The sequence below is a fragment of the Syntrophomonas sp. UBA5494 genome, assembly GCF_002426325.1.
Window position 1 is genome coordinate 25,444 of the sequence record NZ_DIPG01000007.1, and the last position, 14,403, is coordinate 39,846.

19 protein-coding genes are annotated in these 14,403 nt (G+C 50.2%); all 19 read left to right on the forward strand.

Going from position 1 to position 14,403, the window contains the following annotated elements; translation table 11 throughout:
- On the forward strand, positions 1 to 231 hold a 231-nt coding region (gene rpsP, locus B3W37_RS00810; protein ID WP_483174498.1), incomplete at its 5' end, for a 30S ribosomal protein S16.
- 24 nt (positions 232 to 255) lie between these two features.
- Positions 256 to 486: a KH domain-containing protein gene (locus B3W37_RS00815; protein ID WP_481037960.1), complete on the forward strand. Its 231-nt coding sequence runs from the start codon at positions 256 to 258 to the stop codon at positions 484 to 486.
- 70 nt (positions 487 to 556) lie between these two features.
- The gene (gene rimM, locus B3W37_RS00820) at positions 557 to 1,084 is read left to right on the forward strand and encodes a ribosome maturation factor RimM (protein ID WP_483174499.1); all 528 of its coding nucleotides are present in this window, start codon (positions 557 to 559) and stop codon (positions 1,082 to 1,084) included.
- A gap of 38 nt (positions 1,085 to 1,122) precedes the next feature.
- On the forward strand, positions 1,123 to 1,857 hold the full coding sequence (gene trmD / locus B3W37_RS00825) for a tRNA (guanosine(37)-N1)-methyltransferase TrmD (protein ID WP_483174500.1): 735 nt from the start codon (positions 1,123 to 1,125) through the stop codon (positions 1,855 to 1,857).
- Positions 1,857 to 2,435 carry an RNA methyltransferase gene (locus B3W37_RS00830; protein ID WP_483174501.1) on the forward strand — a complete coding sequence of 193 codons (579 nt, stop codon included), beginning with the start codon at positions 1,857 to 1,859 and terminating at the stop codon, positions 2,433 to 2,435. The genes trmD and B3W37_RS00830 overlap by 1 nt, the downstream gene beginning before the upstream one ends.
- Positions 2,436 to 2,623: 188 nt before the next feature.
- A complete protein-coding gene (gene rplS / locus B3W37_RS00835) occupies positions 2,624 to 2,974 on the forward strand; it encodes a 50S ribosomal protein L19 (RefSeq protein WP_483171887.1) in 351 nt (116 codons plus the stop codon).
- Between the two features lie 88 nt (positions 2,975 to 3,062).
- Positions 3,063 to 3,896: a ribosome biogenesis GTPase YlqF gene (ylqF, locus tag B3W37_RS00840; protein WP_483174502.1), complete on the forward strand. Its 834-nt coding sequence runs from the start codon at positions 3,063 to 3,065 to the stop codon at positions 3,894 to 3,896.
- 592 nt (positions 3,897 to 4,488) lie between these two features.
- Positions 4,489 to 5,040 carry a cob(I)yrinic acid a,c-diamide adenosyltransferase gene (gene cobO / locus B3W37_RS00845; protein ID WP_481037966.1) on the forward strand — a complete coding sequence of 184 codons (552 nt, stop codon included), beginning with the start codon at positions 4,489 to 4,491 and terminating at the stop codon, positions 5,038 to 5,040.
- A 51-nt stretch (positions 5,041 to 5,091) separates the two neighbouring features.
- Positions 5,092 to 6,777 (forward strand): methylmalonyl-CoA mutase family protein, encoded by a 1,686-nt coding sequence (locus B3W37_RS00850; RefSeq protein WP_481037967.1) that lies wholly within the window; start codon positions 5,092 to 5,094, stop codon positions 6,775 to 6,777.
- Between the two features lie 30 nt (positions 6,778 to 6,807).
- Positions 6,808 to 7,209: a cobalamin B12-binding domain-containing protein gene (locus tag B3W37_RS00855; RefSeq protein ID WP_483171885.1), complete on the forward strand. Its 402-nt coding sequence runs from the start codon at positions 6,808 to 6,810 to the stop codon at positions 7,207 to 7,209.
- 5 nt (positions 7,210 to 7,214) lie between these two features.
- On the forward strand, positions 7,215 to 8,174 hold the full coding sequence (gene meaB / locus B3W37_RS00860; RefSeq protein WP_483174503.1) for a methylmalonyl Co-A mutase-associated GTPase MeaB: 960 nt from the start codon (positions 7,215 to 7,217) through the stop codon (positions 8,172 to 8,174).
- Positions 8,175 to 8,191: 17 nt separating this feature from the next.
- On the forward strand, positions 8,192 to 8,590 hold the full coding sequence (locus B3W37_RS00865; RefSeq protein ID WP_481037970.1) for a cobalamin B12-binding domain-containing protein: 399 nt from the start codon (positions 8,192 to 8,194) through the stop codon (positions 8,588 to 8,590).
- Positions 8,591 to 8,651: 61 nt separating this feature from the next.
- Complete coding sequence (locus B3W37_RS00870) at positions 8,652 to 9,677, forward strand: s-methyl-5-thioribose-1-phosphate isomerase (RefSeq protein WP_483171470.1); 1,026 nt, start codon at positions 8,652 to 8,654, stop codon at positions 9,675 to 9,677.
- A 66-nt stretch (positions 9,678 to 9,743) separates the two neighbouring features.
- Entirely contained in the window at positions 9,744 to 9,944 is a 201-nt protein-coding gene (locus B3W37_RS00875; RefSeq protein ID WP_483171469.1) for a hypothetical protein, read from the forward strand.
- Between the two features lie 285 nt (positions 9,945 to 10,229).
- The gene (locus B3W37_RS00880) at positions 10,230 to 10,982 is read left to right on the forward strand and encodes a DUF6125 family protein (RefSeq protein ID WP_483174504.1); all 753 of its coding nucleotides are present in this window, start codon (positions 10,230 to 10,232) and stop codon (positions 10,980 to 10,982) included.
- 230 nt (positions 10,983 to 11,212) lie between these two features.
- Positions 11,213 to 12,391, forward strand: coding sequence for a CapA family protein (locus B3W37_RS00885; RefSeq protein ID WP_483174505.1), 1,179 nt, complete (start codon positions 11,213 to 11,215; stop codon positions 12,389 to 12,391).
- A gap of 274 nt (positions 12,392 to 12,665) precedes the next feature.
- Complete coding sequence (locus tag B3W37_RS00890) at positions 12,666 to 12,857, forward strand: Com family DNA-binding transcriptional regulator (RefSeq protein WP_481037975.1); 192 nt, start codon at positions 12,666 to 12,668, stop codon at positions 12,855 to 12,857.
- A gap of 281 nt (positions 12,858 to 13,138) precedes the next feature.
- A complete protein-coding gene (locus B3W37_RS00895; protein ID WP_483174507.1) occupies positions 13,139 to 13,318 on the forward strand; it encodes a hypothetical protein in 180 nt (59 codons plus the stop codon).
- Positions 13,319 to 13,366: 48 nt separating this feature from the next.
- Positions 13,367 to 14,344: a CoA transferase subunit A gene (locus B3W37_RS00900; RefSeq protein WP_483171465.1), complete on the forward strand. Its 978-nt coding sequence runs from the start codon at positions 13,367 to 13,369 to the stop codon at positions 14,342 to 14,344.
- Positions 14,345 to 14,403 lie beyond the last annotated feature (59 nt).

Below are 14,403 nucleotides of genomic sequence, written 5' to 3' on the forward strand. Positions count from 1 at the left end.
AAGAAAAGACCTTTCTACCGCGTGGTGGTAGCTGATTCACGGGCGCCCCGGGATGGACGGTTTATCGAAGAGCTGGGTTATTATGATCCCAATACCGACCCGGCTACCGTCAAGATAGATGAGGCCAAAACCCTGCAATGGCTAGCCAGCGGCGCCCGGCCTTCAGATACAGCCAAGTCTCTGTTGAAGAAGCAAGGTATCATGGCCAAGTACAATGAAAGCCGCAAGTAGCCGATACAGGGGGTGAAAGCTATCATGAAGGAACTTGTGGATTATATCGCTAAACTGCTGGTAGACAAACCCGAAGAGGTCGTGGTGAAGGAGACCGAAGACGATAAATCCGTGCTCATTGAACTGCGGGTAGCCCCGGAAGACATGGGCAAAGTTATCGGCAAACAGGGTAAAATCGCCAAATCCATTCGTACCCTGACTAAAGCCGCCGCAGCCAAAGAAGGCAAAAGAGTTGTAGTGGAAATTCTTCGATAGGGCTTAATAAGCCCTATCGTTTTTCCTTAGAGATCAAGGGAGCTTTTCCCGCCGGCAGAGGAATTGATATATGGATGACAATCGGGTCAGTATAGGCAAAGTGGTAGGCGTCTACGGAATCCACGGTTGGGTCAGGGTTTTCCCTCTAACCGATTTTCCGGAACGTTTCAAAACACTGCAAAGGGTTGGCCTGAGAGGACCCGGGATGGAGCAGATTTTGGAAGTGGAAGCATCCCGGCCCTATCAGCACGGCTATCTGTTAAAATTCAAGGGAATAGACAGTCCTGAAGCAGCCAGGGTACTCCACCAGGCCTTGCTGCAGATTGATGAAAAAGAGATCTATCCCCTCCCTGAAGGAGTATATTACCATTTTCAGCTCCAGGGACTCGCGGTCTATGATGAAAGGCTGGGGCACCTGGGCGAGATATCAGAAATACTGGAAACCGGGGCCAATGACGTCTATGTGGTTGATTCGCCGCGTTTCGGAGAAATATTGATCCCGGCTATTAAAGAAATAATCCTGAACGTTGATGTGGAGGCCGGTCACATGCAGGTGGCACTCTTGCCCGGATTGATCGATAAGGGCCAAACCCGGTAAAGCGTGTAATACGGACGTTTCAAAACGGAGTGTTTTAGTTGAGGATAGATATTCTAACCCTTTTCCCCGGCATGTTTGATTCTCCATTCGCGGAGAGCATCATCAAAAGGGCCGTCGACAAAAGCATATTGTACATAAAAATAACCGATATCCGCAGCTTTGCTGAAGGGAGGCATCTGCAGGTGGATGATTATCCCTATGGAGGCGGGGCTGGCATGGTCATGAAGGCGGATGTGGTTTGCCGGGCTCTGGCTGCCCGGCGCACCTCATCAAGCCATGCCGTCTATCTTTCCCCGCGTGGAAAACGGCTTACCCAGGAAAAGGTTCGGGAACTCTCCGAAATACCGCATCTTATTCTGTTGTGCGGGCATTATGAAGGCATTGATGAGCGGGTCATGGCGGAGATCGACGAGGAACTGTCCATCGGCGATTACGTCCTGACCGGCGGGGAACTGCCGGCCATGGTCCTGGTAGACGCGGTGGCCCGGTTGTTGCCGGGGGTGTTAGGGGATGAGCTGTCCAGTGAGGAAGAGTCTTTCAGCGCCGGCCTGCTGGAGTATCCTCATTTTACCCGTCCAGCGGCATACAACGAAGCCGAGGTTCCGGCGGTTTTACTCTCCGGGCACCACGAGAACATCCGCCGCTGGCGCCTGCAGGAAAGCCTGCGCCAGACCCTTTTGAAAAGGCCGGATCTGCTCTTGCAGCATCAATTTACCGAGGAGGAGCGCCGGCTTCTGGAAACCATCCTTTTTGAACGAAAGCAGGTGGACTAATGGAAGGGGATAAGGTTTACGTGGCTCTGCTGCATTATCCCATGTATAACAAGCGCATGGAAATCGTGGCCACTTCCATCACCAATCTGGATCTGCATGACATAGCCCGGGCCTGCCGCACCTTTAAGGTTAAACGTTTCTTTGTGGTGCACCCCGCCGGCGAGCAGCAGCAATTGATACAGGATATCCTGGGGTACTGGCAGGAGGGGTTTGGCGCGCAGTATAACCCCGACCGCCGCGAGGCCATGTCTACCATTTCATTGTGCCATGACCTGCAGGAGGTCTTGATGCGGATAGGGCAGGAGACCGTTCAAGAGGTCAAGACCGTAGCCACAGATGCCAGGACCTATCCCAATACCGTATCCTATCGGGGCCTGCGCGCTGAAATCAACCGCCGTGACAGGACCTGGCTGTTGCTGTTCGGAACCGGTTGGGGCATGAGCCGTGAATTGATGGCCATGTGTGATTATATACTGGAGCCCATCGGCGTTGACAGCGATTATAATCATCTCTCGGTGCGCAGCGCGGTCTCCATCATTCTGGATCGTTTGCTGGGCGAGCCCTGGTTTAAAGACTAGCCGCTCCAATATGGCGGCCGGGCCCTTTATGCTACATAATCTCAATCGTTCCATAAACCACAGTTTCCGGCTAGTTTGCTTGTGGTATAACGATAATAATGATATAATCACTTTGTTCCATGTAAACAAAGGTGGTCCGCTACATTGATACGATAATGTAAGAACACCTTGTATAAGGAGGTAAAACCGTGCAGGACATCATCAGATCCATTGAGGAAGAGCAGATCAAGAAAGACCTTCCCGATTTCAGGCCTGGGGATACCGTAAAGGTCCATGTAAAGGTCGTGGAAGGCAACCGGGAAAGAATTCAGGTTTTTGAGGGGACTGTCTTAAAGATCAGGGGTGCCGGATTATCCAGGACATTTACCGTGCGCCGCATTACTTACGGGGTGGCCGTAGAAAGAACCTTCCTGATTCATTCGCCGCGCATCGCCAAGGTTGAGATCACCAGAAGGGGCAAGGTGCGCCGGGCCAGATTGTTCTACCTGCGTGGCCTTACCGGCAAAAAAGCCCGGGTCAAAGAAAAACGCAGATTTTAGATTGATTTTAAGGAAATAGTATATAATGAAGTAACCGGAGAGAATACCTTATGGTATTCTCTTTATCTTTAACCGGGGAGGTTGCAGATTGATACAATGGTTTCCGGGCCACATGGTCAAAGCCCGCCGCGAAATAGAAGAAAATATCAAACTGGTGGACATCGTCATAGTACTCCTGGACGCCCGGGCGCCGATGGCCTGCCGCAACCCGGAGCTGGAGAAGATGATCCGCCAAAAAAGCCTTATCATGGTCTTAAATAAAATTGACCTGGCTGACGCGCAGGCTGCTTCCAGAAGCAAAGAGCATCTGAAGAAGCAGGGCTATTTGGTGGCAGCCATGGATTCCGCGCACTGCCGGGGCAGCAAACGAGTTTTGGATCTGACCAAACAGGTTTACGCCCCTTTGGCGGAGATGATGTTGCGAAAAGGGCGCCGTGTCAGGCCGGTTCGGGTCATGGTGGTGGGGGTTCCCAACGTTGGCAAATCAACCTTTTTAAACTGTCTGGCGGGGCGTAAAATGGCCCGGGTTGGAGAAAAGCCCGGAGTCACTCGCGGCAAGCAATGGCTGCGCATCAGAGAGGACATAGAATTGCTTGATACCCCCGGATTGATGTGGCCTAAAATTGAAGATGAAAAGCAGGGTTTAAAGTTAGCCTTGTTGAATATAATAGGTGAGAATGCATACCAGGAATATAATGTCGCCCTGTATCTGGTGGAGCTTCTCAAGGAACGCCACCCCGATGTTTTGCGGGAGCGCTACCGGGTGCAGAATGTGGATTTGCCTGTAGAGGATATACTGGCAGCGATTGCCGCATCCAGAGGCCTTTTACAAAAAGGGGGCCAACCCGATCTGGACAAGGCCAGCCGTCTGGTGTTGCAGGAGTACCGTCGCGGGACAATGGGTTCTATAAGTCTGGAATGAGCCCGATAAAATCTGGGGGAAGAATATAGCAAATCTGATAATATTGCACTTTTAAAAAGATTTTAAAAAAAAATTTACACGATGAAGCATGTGATATATAATATACATTAATATAGTTGGGATACAAACAATCCCCAGCACACCTCAGAGATATCAAACCTACTTATAAAAATTAATAAGCAAGCCGATACAACACTTATTATTACACCATTCTTTGCAAAAGCCGGCATTACGGCTCGTTTATTCAGCGAGAGCCTTGAGCCCCTGCGGATTTTAGTTATCATGTCCATGTTAACGGAGAGGGGGTGAACGGCAGGCCGTTATGTCCTACAAGGCCGGTACGGGTTATGAGTACCAACCCGTACTGAACGCAATTTCTCTTTATCAACTTTCTCTTTAACTTGGAAACAGTGCATCTATCTCTAAATCCATGCCCGCTGCCTGTATCAGTGAGGCTGGTATCAGCGATTGGTGAACGACCGCCAAGGAGTATTGCCGTATTATTGTCTACCCACAACTGGAAATGGAATGCATGCAGGCAGATCACCCCCGGTGTATCTGTGCTGCGACCTACCAGAAGGAGAATTATGCTATGTCCATTGAAGTACGAGCAGACAACTTAGCCAAACAAGGCCTTATTATGGTAATAACCGGCGACGGTAAGGGCAAAACCACCGCGGCTTTTGGCCAGGCTTTAAGGGCCTCAGGCCATGGTTACCGGGTCTGCATCATTCAATTCATGAAAGGCCGGCTTTATGGTGAAGTTCTGGCCATTCAGAAATGCCTCCCCGATATTGATTTGTACCAATACGGGCTGGATAGTTTTGTGATGCGTGACAAGCCGGCTCCTGTCGATGTGGAGCTTGCCCGGCAAGGGTTGGAGAAAGCCAAGGAAGTAGTTGCGAGTGGCAAGTATGACATGATCATCCTTGACGAAATCAATGTAGCAATGGACTTTAAGCTGATTCCCGAAGATGAAGTGTTGGCTTTGCTGGAAAGTAAGCCGGCCGAGACGGACATCATTCTTACGGGAAGATATGCCGCCCCAAGAATTCTGGAAAAAGCTGATATGGTTAGCGAGGTTAGGGAAATCAAACACCATTACAATGCCGGGGTAAGAAATCAAACCGGTATTGAGTATTGACCCACACGAGCTGGGTAAGGGGTAATTAAAAACTAATTGAGGAGGGGTAACATGTTATTTACCCAAGAATTGTTGGACCAATCAAGTCTGCTGCGTAAGAAATGGGAAGATGAAGTAAAGCGCGTCGTCTCCAAGAACCCGGACCAGAAAGCCGATTGGAGTACCGTTTCCGACCTGGGAATCAAGAGGATTTATGGTCCCGAAGACATCGGCGGTATGGATTTTGAGAAGGATATCGCCTATCCGGGCCAATTTCCGTTTCTGCGGGGATGCCAGGCGACTGGTTACAGGGGCAAATATTGGACTTTCCGTATGTTCTCCGGGATGGGTACTGCTGTAACCACCAATGAAAGATGGCATTATCTGTTAAACAATGGTCAAACCGGTCTCTCCACCGCTTTTGACTTCCCCACTCTGATGGGCTATGACACCGACTCCCCCAAGGCCAAAGGCGAATGCGGCAAATGCGGTGTTGCCATTGACACCATTGAAGACTTCTTTGACCTGACCAAAGGTATTCCGCTGGGCAAGGTTTCCACCTCCATGACCATCAATCCGCCGGCTACCATTCTATGGGCTATGTATTGCGCTACCGCAGACATCCAGGGTATTCCTTTAACCCAGTTGTCCGGTACCATTCAGAATGACATGCTGAAGGAGTTTATCGCCCAGAAGACCTTGATGTGCCCGCCCGAGCCCTCAGTTAAACTGATCTCAGACACTATCGAATTCGGCACCAAATATGTTCCCAAATGGAACACTGTCAGCATCAGCGGCTATCACATCAGAGAAGCCGGCGCTACTGCTGTTCAGGAATTGGCCTTCACCCTGCGCGACGGCATGGAATATGTGGAAGACGTTATCAGAAGAAAAGGCCTGCCGGTTGACAGCTTTGCACCGCGCCTGTCCTTCTTCTTCAACTCCCATATCGACTTCTTTGAAGAAATCGCCAAGATGCGCGCCGCCAGAAGAATCTGGTCTCGCGGCATGAGAGAACGCTATGGCTCCACTGACGAGAGATCCTGGTGGATGCGCTTCCACACCCAGACCGCCGGCTGCTCACTGACTGCGCAACAGCCTTACAACAACGTGGTCAGAACCGCCACCGAAGCTCTGGCTGCCGTGCTCGGCGGAACCGCCTCACTGCACACCAACTCCCTGGACGAAGTGCTGTGTCTGCCTTCCGACCATGCGGTGCAGATCGCGCTCAGAACTCAGCAGATCATCGCCGAGGAAACCGGCGTATGCAACACCATCGACCCCTTGGCAGGATCCTATTTCGTAGAAGCACTGACCAACGAGATGGAAGAGCAAGCTTGGGATTACATCCACAAGATCGACGAACTGGGCGGCATGGTGGCGGCTATCGAAAAGGGCTTCCCGCAGCTTGAAATCTCCGACGCCGCATACAAATTCCAGCGCCAGATCGATGCTGCCGAAAAGATCATGATCGGCGTCAATAAGTACAATGTGGAAAATGAAGAAGTGGACATTCCTCTGGTAGAAATTGATGAAACAGTTGAACAAGAACAGCTTCAAAGACTGGCTGCCGTTAAGAGAAACCGCGACAGCAAGAGAGTCAAAGAGTGTTTGGAAGATATCAAGAAAGCCTGTGAAAAGGGCGAAAACGTTATGCCTTATTGCATCGAAGCCGTCAAGGCTCGGGCCAGCGTTCAGGAAATCTGCGATGTTTATCGGGAAGTTTACGGCGAGTACCGTGACCCCGGCATCTACTAGAAAATGTAGTTTAGAAGGAGGTTATTGTTAATGGCAAAGAAGATCCGTATACTACTGGCCAAACCGGGACTTGATGGACATGACCGCGGAGCAAAAGTTTTAGCAAGATGCTTCCGTGATGCAGGCTTTGAGGTTATCTATACCGGATGCCACAACACCCCTGAACAGATCGTTAACGCAGCCATTCAAGAAGACGTTGACATGGTCGGTTTGAGCTGCCTGTCCGGTGCTCATACCTATCTGTATCCTGAAGTTGTACAACAGTTAAAAGATCGCGGGGTAACTGATATTCCAGTTGTAGGCGGCGGCATCATCCCTGACCGTGATATGCAGCCTCTGTACGACGCAGGGTTAAAGGCCATATTCACTCCGGGTGCTACTCTTGACTCCATTGTGGAGTGGATTAATACCAACATAGCTGCTAAGGAGTAATAACTATGGAAGAACTAGGTAAAAGGGCGTTGACGGGAGACATTCGGGCTGTCTCCCGCCTCATCCGCAACATTGAAGACCAGGTCCCGAATACCCATGAAGCCATAAAGCATATATTTCCGTTTACAGGCAGGGCCCATGTGGTGGGTATTACCGGAGCACCGGGAGCTGGAAAGAGCACCCTGACCGACCAACTGATCTGCAGTATTAGAGCCAAGAATAAGACTGTGGGCGTCATGGCGGTTGATCCGAGCAGCCCCTTTACCGGTGGAGCCTTGCTAGGAGACAGGATTAGGATGTTGCGGCATGCCGATGATCCGGGCGTATTTGTTCGCAGCCTGGCCACCCGCGGTGCAATGGGCGGACTTTCCAAAGCGGTAGGGGATGGGATTCATGTCCTGGACGTAATGGGCAAAGACGTGATCATTGTAGAAACCGTTGGCGTAGGTCAGCAGGAAGTGGACATCATCAATCACGCTCATACCGTCTTGGTGGTACTGGTTCCCGGCATGGGCGACGAGGTACAGGCTATTAAAGCCGGTTTGATGGAAGTTGCCGATATATTCATCATCAATAAGGCAGACCGCGAGGGAGCCCGCAAGCTCTATAAGGAAACCCTGAGCATGATGGATATGGGCAAGTTCCCCAGTGGTTGGCGGCCTCCCATCGTGATGGTTGAAAGCAACCTGGAGCCCCATTCCTTTGCCAAAAGCGTCGATGAACTGTATGAGAAGATACAGGAGCATTATAAGTTCCTGTATAATAATAATCTCTTACAGGAAAGAGCTCAGCTAAAAGTGCAGACAGAGATCAACGATGCTTTGAGATCGGCCATATTAGAGCCTGTTTTAAACAAGCTCATCGAAACGGGCGAATTCGATCAAATGGTGCAGAAGCTGCTGAAGAAAGAGACCGACCCCTACACCCTGGCAGACGAAGTTGCAGCAAAGTATCTGATCAAATAGCCCCAAGGTTTAATACTATGAGGCAAGTAAAAGTATTGCTGGCTATGACCGGTTTGGATCCGAATAATAAGAGAATACGGTTGCTGGCCCGGTCTCTTAAGGAGGCCGGCGGGGTCGAGGTGTATTATTCCGGTATGTACAAAAGCCTGGAGGAGAACGCCGCTGAAGCAGTCAAGCTTCAAGTAGATCTGGTGGGCTTGAGTATATACACGGGATTACACCTGGCCGTATTCCCGGAAATGCGCCAGGCATTGGACGCTGCCGGCGGGAAGCATATCAGCCTCTTCGGCGAAGGGCTGATTCCGGCGCAAGATGCGGCGGCATTGGTGGATCAGGGCGCTGCATCCGCCGTGTTCGCATCTACGTTGCCGATAAACACCATCATCGAATGGATCACTACCAGGCCAGTTAGCTGAATAGGAGTAAGAAATTGTAAAGAAACCAGATATTCCTGATGAAAAACCGGAGGTACCGGGTGTGACACAACCATTGTTGATGCATATTAACAATACAGTTTTTCTGCGGGACGGCCGGCTGGTGATCGTTGATCGCCGCTTGTTTCCGCTTAAGACCGAAGAGTTGATATGCCGGGACTATGAGGAAGTTGCTCGCGGTATTGAGATGATGGCAGTTCAGGGCGCCGGTGACATAGCTATCACCGCTGCCTATGGTTTATATATGGCGGCCCGCGACCTTGAAAAGGAGCAGATCACCCCGGAACAACTCAGGATATCTCTTGCCATTGTTAAGGAACGGCTGTTTAATACCCGGCCCACCGGGTTTCACCTCGGAGCTCTGCTGGAAAAGATTTGGAGCCGCATTGTATGGGAACGAGGGGACATTGCGCAACAAATCATGGTTTTCATCGCGGAGGCGGTCGAAAGGCAGCAAAAGCGTTCCGAATTGACAGGCAGATGGGCAGAGCAGGTTCTGGAAGACGGTGATAAGGTGTTAACCCACTGCTTTCCAGGACCTGCCCTGTTATATATGCTGTATTTTGCTGCTGAGAATGGGAAAAGACTGTCTGTCATTGCCACCGAGACCCGGCCTTATCTGCAGGGGGCTCGCCTCACCGCGTGGTCGGCATCTCAACTGGGAATTCCGGTAACTTTGATTTCGGATAATATGGCAGCTTATTGTATGAGTACGAATATGATCAGCAAGGTATTCACCGCTGCTGACCGGATTGCTATGGATGGCACCGTAGCCAATAAAGTCGGAACCTATCAACTGGCCATCGCTGCCGGGTATCATCATTTGCCGGTTTATATACTCGGCTACGGAGGGCCGGACAGAAATTGCGTTGAGGGCCGAAACATACCCATTGAATACCGCGACCCCGAAGAGGTTACCAGTTTTAACGGTACCAGGATAACCGGGGATTTAGTTAACGGATTTTATCCGGCCTTTGACCTGACACCACCCCATTTGATTAAAGGAGTTATTACCGATCGTGGCATTTTTAAGCCTGAGCGGGTAGCGGACTATTGGGAGCGGAAATAGACCAAGTCCTGAAGCCCCGGCTCGGCTTGGCATTAAATAAAAGCTTACTGTATAGGGGGTAATATTATGGCCATTATTAAAGAAGACTATTTGCTTCCGTTGGGAAGGCAACTGTTTATTCCCAAAGAAGGAGCTGTCACCAGCAAAGAAGATCTTATCATCGAAACAGAAGGTGATTATATCTTGATTGACAGGCCCGATTGCGTCATCGTTAAGAATGATGATTGCTGTCGCAGCATTAAAATGACGATAAAGACCAAAGACTGATCCATGGTCAGATACGCTTCTCATAGATCCTCCCGGGTGATGACGGGAGGTCCTTTTTTTAGCTCATTGCAGGTAGAAATCATGACCGCAACGAATAGTAACTGGTAGAATAGAATTATATATTAACCCGGACTCCCTGCTTATCGCTGATGAATCAGTTCTGCCGGCTGCCTACCGGTGAAGCAGCGGCAACCGGGTCTCAAAGCGGCAAGGGCTGGGAGAACGGAGGGTCTGCTGCGTTGCGCGTGGCGTATAGACGTTTATATGGAGAGAGGAGGAGCACAAATGGCAACTATGGACAAATGGGATGAACAGTTTACCCAGGAAGATTTGGCGCGGTTAGTGGTTGATATGATGCATCGCACAGTTGTACATCATGTCTTCTGGTTTAAAGAGGTCGAACATCAAATGGGGACCGAAGAAGCCATGAAGATATTCGACACAGCTTATAAGCGGAGCTATGACACCCAGATGAAACGATTGGGTAAATTCTTTGGTTTTGAAATGGTGGAGGGAGTTCCCAAGCCGTTCCTGGAGATGCCCAGAGAAAAACTTTTGAGCTTGCTGACTGATCTGGGGGTCAATTGGCTGGCCGGCGACGGCATCTGGTTCCAGGCGGTCGAGTTTAAGCATGGCATGTATGACGCCAAACGCTGCAATGACACCTGTTGGGCCAAGTTCTCTCCCTTTGAAGCCTGGTCTATTAAACGCTATTTGAATCTTCCCGAACAGCCGGGGATCGAGGGCGTCAAACAGGCCCTGCAGTTGAGGATGTATGCGCGCATTAACGTGCAGTCCATCATTGATGAAGGACCGAACAGCATCGTATTCCAGATGAATGATTGCCGGGTGCAATCGGCCCGTAAGCGCCAGGGACTGGATGATTATCCCTGTAAATCTGCGGGATTGGTGGAATACAGTTCTTTCGCCCGTACCATCGATTCCCGGGTAAAATGCGAGTGTATCGGCTGCCCGCCGGATGAGCACCCGGAAGAATGGTTCTGTGCCTGGAGATTCTATATCCCTGAAGAAGCCTAGAATATGGACACCCTGCTTTAAGCAGGGTGTTTCAGACCGTCGACAAAAGCGAAGAACTGCGTTGCTCAATAGGTTCGCTCAATCAACGTACTATTTGTACGACTCAATCGCGGACCTATTGAGCGCCTTGCTCTTCGCTTCCGTCCCTCGCTCTGCCCAGCTCGTTGACTTTGTCAGCAAACTGCACACCTTGCTTTAAGCAGGGTGTTTCCTTAAGGAAGGGGATTGCGGTGCGTAAGATATTAAATATAGTCTTTGCACTTGTCTTAGCCGTGGGTGGTTGGACGGCTTATTCCTGGTACGGCGGGACGCTGTTTGCGCCGGAGGCTGTACCTGTCGCCTATCAGCCCCAAACCGATAACAAACGACACCTGACTATAACTGCGGCAGGTGATTGTTTGATGCACAACACCCAGATTTGGGCGGGGCAGGAAGGCGATATATTCAACTTCGATCACTTTTTCCAAGATATTGCGCCGTATCTGCTGGAGGGCCAGATTACCAGCACCTGTTTTGAAGCCCCCATGGCTGGAGCGCAGGCGGTTTACACCGGTTATCCCTTGTTCAACAGCCCGGATGCCATGGCCGATACCTTTAAGAATGCCGGCTTTGACATCGTCGTAACCGCCCATAACCACATTATGGACCGGGGCGTCAAAGGCGCCCTGCGCACCATGGAGGTTTTGGAAAGTCGAGGCCTGGATGCGTTGGGAACTTACAGTGCCGCCGAAGACGGGCGTAAACCGGTTATCAAAGAGGTCAGCGGGATTAAGGCAGGTTATCTGGGCTATACTTACAGCACCAATGGCATTCCGGTTCCAGATGATTATGAGTACATGGTGAATTTCATCGATCGGGATAAAATAGTGGCCGATATAAAGGATTTGCGGCCCCAGGTGGATATTGTGATTCTCGTTCTGCACTGGGGAGTGGAATACACCCCTCTTCCCACTCCGGAGCAAAAGGAAATGGCCCGTCTGTTTCTCGAATCCGGAGCAGATGTGATTTTAGGCAGCCACCCCCATGTTATTCAAACCATGGAAGTAGTAAACATCAATGATGAACCCAAATTCGTAATCTACGGCATGGGCAACTTTATCAGCCATCAAAACGGCCAGGAACGCAACAGCGGGATTGTGCTCAAGATTGACTTCAGCAAGGATTTAAGTACCGATCTCACCCAAATTGAGAAGATTGATTACACCCCTACTTTTTCACATCATTATAAGGCAAACGGCAAAACCCGATTCCGGGTGGTGGCGATCGAAGACACCATTCAACGCATTCGAGACGGGCAGGAAACCGTATTTACCAGTCAGGATATCCCTTTATTGCAGGCGGTGCTGGATGATACCCGCAAGCGGCTGGGTCCTTCCTGGCAAAGATCAGGCATGGCCAGAAATGAATAAACAATCTGCAAAACTACTTGTTGCATAATTACAGCATTTGCTGCATAATGGCAATAAGGTTGAATAGAGATATTATAATAGACCCCCTTGTAACTGCTTGAAAATTTATAATAAATCAGCACTCACAGATAAGATTAGATAACAGTATCCGGTTACATTGAATACACTCGCTTGGATTCCCACTATAGTGATAGAATATTGTTATAGCGCGCATTTTACCGTGCCGGCAACAGAAATAGGCCTGCAGTAAGATGTTAAGGGGTGGAGAATAGTAATGAAAGATCTGCGGTGCAAGAAGTGCAACAAATTGCTCTGTCGTTATCGGGATTGTATCGAGTTGGAGATCAAATGCCCCCGTTGCGGAACCGTAAACAGCCTTACCAGTTATGTTCACATCACTAAACCAAAGACCGCGAAAGAGGAGCGAAACGTAATACCGGTCAGATCCGACAGCAATGTTGGATGACTGGCTGAACAGCATTACATACATTGACGGTGGATAGCATTACCACCATGATACAATGAGGGCCTTCGAGCACCGGCAATAATTTGCCGGTATTTCTTTTTGGTGCAAGTTTACATATCAGCCTCAGGCGTTTAAGCAAATTGGGGTAAGGTCTAGTACCCGGGTCTTATCCTATCCTATAAAAATGGTGTTTCCCAATTCCCTAACTAACATATCCTCATTTGAGGAGGGCCGCAGAGCCCCGTCGCTAATAGACGGGGCTTTCATGTGCATGAGAGGAGGTGGACAGAAGCAACAGAATAAGTCTGGTTCTGTTTAAACCGGGCGGCGCCGAAGCAGGGAGGTGGTTCCCCAGGGGAATTGTCAACCTGAATCAGCAGTTGTCCCAGTTGTATTCTGTCCCTGATCGGTTGCATGTGACCGGGGTCATCCCGGAGACCTGCCTCAAAAACCACATGTAACGTTGCTCAATTTTGTGAAGAGTCGTAAAGAAGAGGAGGAGGAGAGTAATGGGTTCCATAAACCAACTTTCTCTGAAAGAAGCGGTCGCTCTGATTCAAGACGGCGATTGTTTGGCATTCAGCGGTTTTACTATCTGGCGCCGGCCCGCAGCTATGTGCTATGAAATCCTGCGTCAGGGCAAAAAGAATCTGCACCTGTTTGAAGTGCAGGGTGGATTCCACAGTGAAGTATTAGTCGGCGGCGGCGCCGTAAAGCTATGGGAAGGCAGCTGGATGGGCCAGGAAATCCTGGGAAAAACCGGCGTAAACCTTTCCAGAAAACAGGTTGCCGGCGAGGTTATCGTCGACGATTTGAGCCATGGCCACGCAGTAGCCCGGGTTATGGCCGGGGCAGTCAATGTCCCCTTCTTCCCCACTGCGTTAGCAATGGGAACAGACATCTTAAATCCTGAGTATGATGGATTTGCCAAAGCCGGTCTGCGCACCGGAGCCTATCCCAAGATCCCCAAAGAAAAATACGTTAAATTCAAAGATCCCTTCTATGACATGGGGGAAATGCTGTTGATGCCCGCCATTAAGCCCAATTGGGGCCTGGTCTATGCACCCATGGTAGGCGATGAAGGTACGGTCCGCGTACTGGCGCAGAGCTACAACGACTCAGATGTCATCAAAGCCTGTGACAAGGTTATCGTGGTCACTGAGGAAATAGTGCCTGATGAATACCTGCGCCGCGACCCGTCTGCCAATATCGCCACCGGGTATGAAATCGACTATGTGGTGGTTTGCCCCTGGGCAGCTCATCCCACCGGATCTCAGTACTATTATGACACAGATGCCGATTTCCTCAGGAGCTTCAACTCCAACACCAAGAAACAGGACGGCTTTGACAAATTTGCAGAAGAGTGGATTTTTGGGGTAAACGACCACTGGGAATACCTCGAAAAGCTTGGTGTAAAACGCCTGGAGACCTTAAGAGCCAGTCAGGCAACCGGCTATTCCAGCAGGGTGAAAAGGGGGACGAGATAAATGACTGCAAGCACTGAATACGCAAAAGTCGGGGAATTCAAACCCATAGACCTGCTGGC

Coding starts and splice junctions, on each gene's coding strand:
- B3W37_RS00815 (WP_481037960.1), top strand. CDS start 256: ATGAAGGAACTTGTGGATTATATCGCTAAACTGCTGGTAGACAAACCC.
- rimM (WP_483174499.1), top strand. CDS start 557: ATGGATGACAATCGGGTCAGTATAGGCAAAGTGGTAGGCGTCTACGGA.
- B3W37_RS00830 (WP_483174501.1), top strand. CDS start 1,857: ATGGAAGGGGATAAGGTTTACGTGGCTCTGCTGCATTATCCCATGTAT.
- cobO (WP_481037966.1), top strand. CDS start 4,489: ATGTCCATTGAAGTACGAGCAGACAACTTAGCCAAACAAGGCCTTATT.
- B3W37_RS00850 (WP_481037967.1), top strand. CDS start 5,092: ATGTTATTTACCCAAGAATTGTTGGACCAATCAAGTCTGCTGCGTAAG.
- B3W37_RS00855 (WP_483171885.1), top strand. CDS start 6,808: ATGGCAAAGAAGATCCGTATACTACTGGCCAAACCGGGACTTGATGGA.
- meaB (WP_483174503.1), top strand. CDS start 7,215: ATGGAAGAACTAGGTAAAAGGGCGTTGACGGGAGACATTCGGGCTGTC.
- B3W37_RS00865 (WP_481037970.1), top strand. CDS start 8,192: ATGAGGCAAGTAAAAGTATTGCTGGCTATGACCGGTTTGGATCCGAAT.
- B3W37_RS00875 (WP_483171469.1), top strand. CDS start 9,744: ATGGCCATTATTAAAGAAGACTATTTGCTTCCGTTGGGAAGGCAACTG.
- B3W37_RS00880 (WP_483174504.1), top strand. CDS start 10,230: ATGGCAACTATGGACAAATGGGATGAACAGTTTACCCAGGAAGATTTG.
- B3W37_RS00890 (WP_481037975.1), top strand. CDS start 12,666: ATGAAAGATCTGCGGTGCAAGAAGTGCAACAAATTGCTCTGTCGTTAT.
- B3W37_RS00900 (WP_483171465.1), top strand. CDS start 13,367: ATGGGTTCCATAAACCAACTTTCTCTGAAAGAAGCGGTCGCTCTGATT.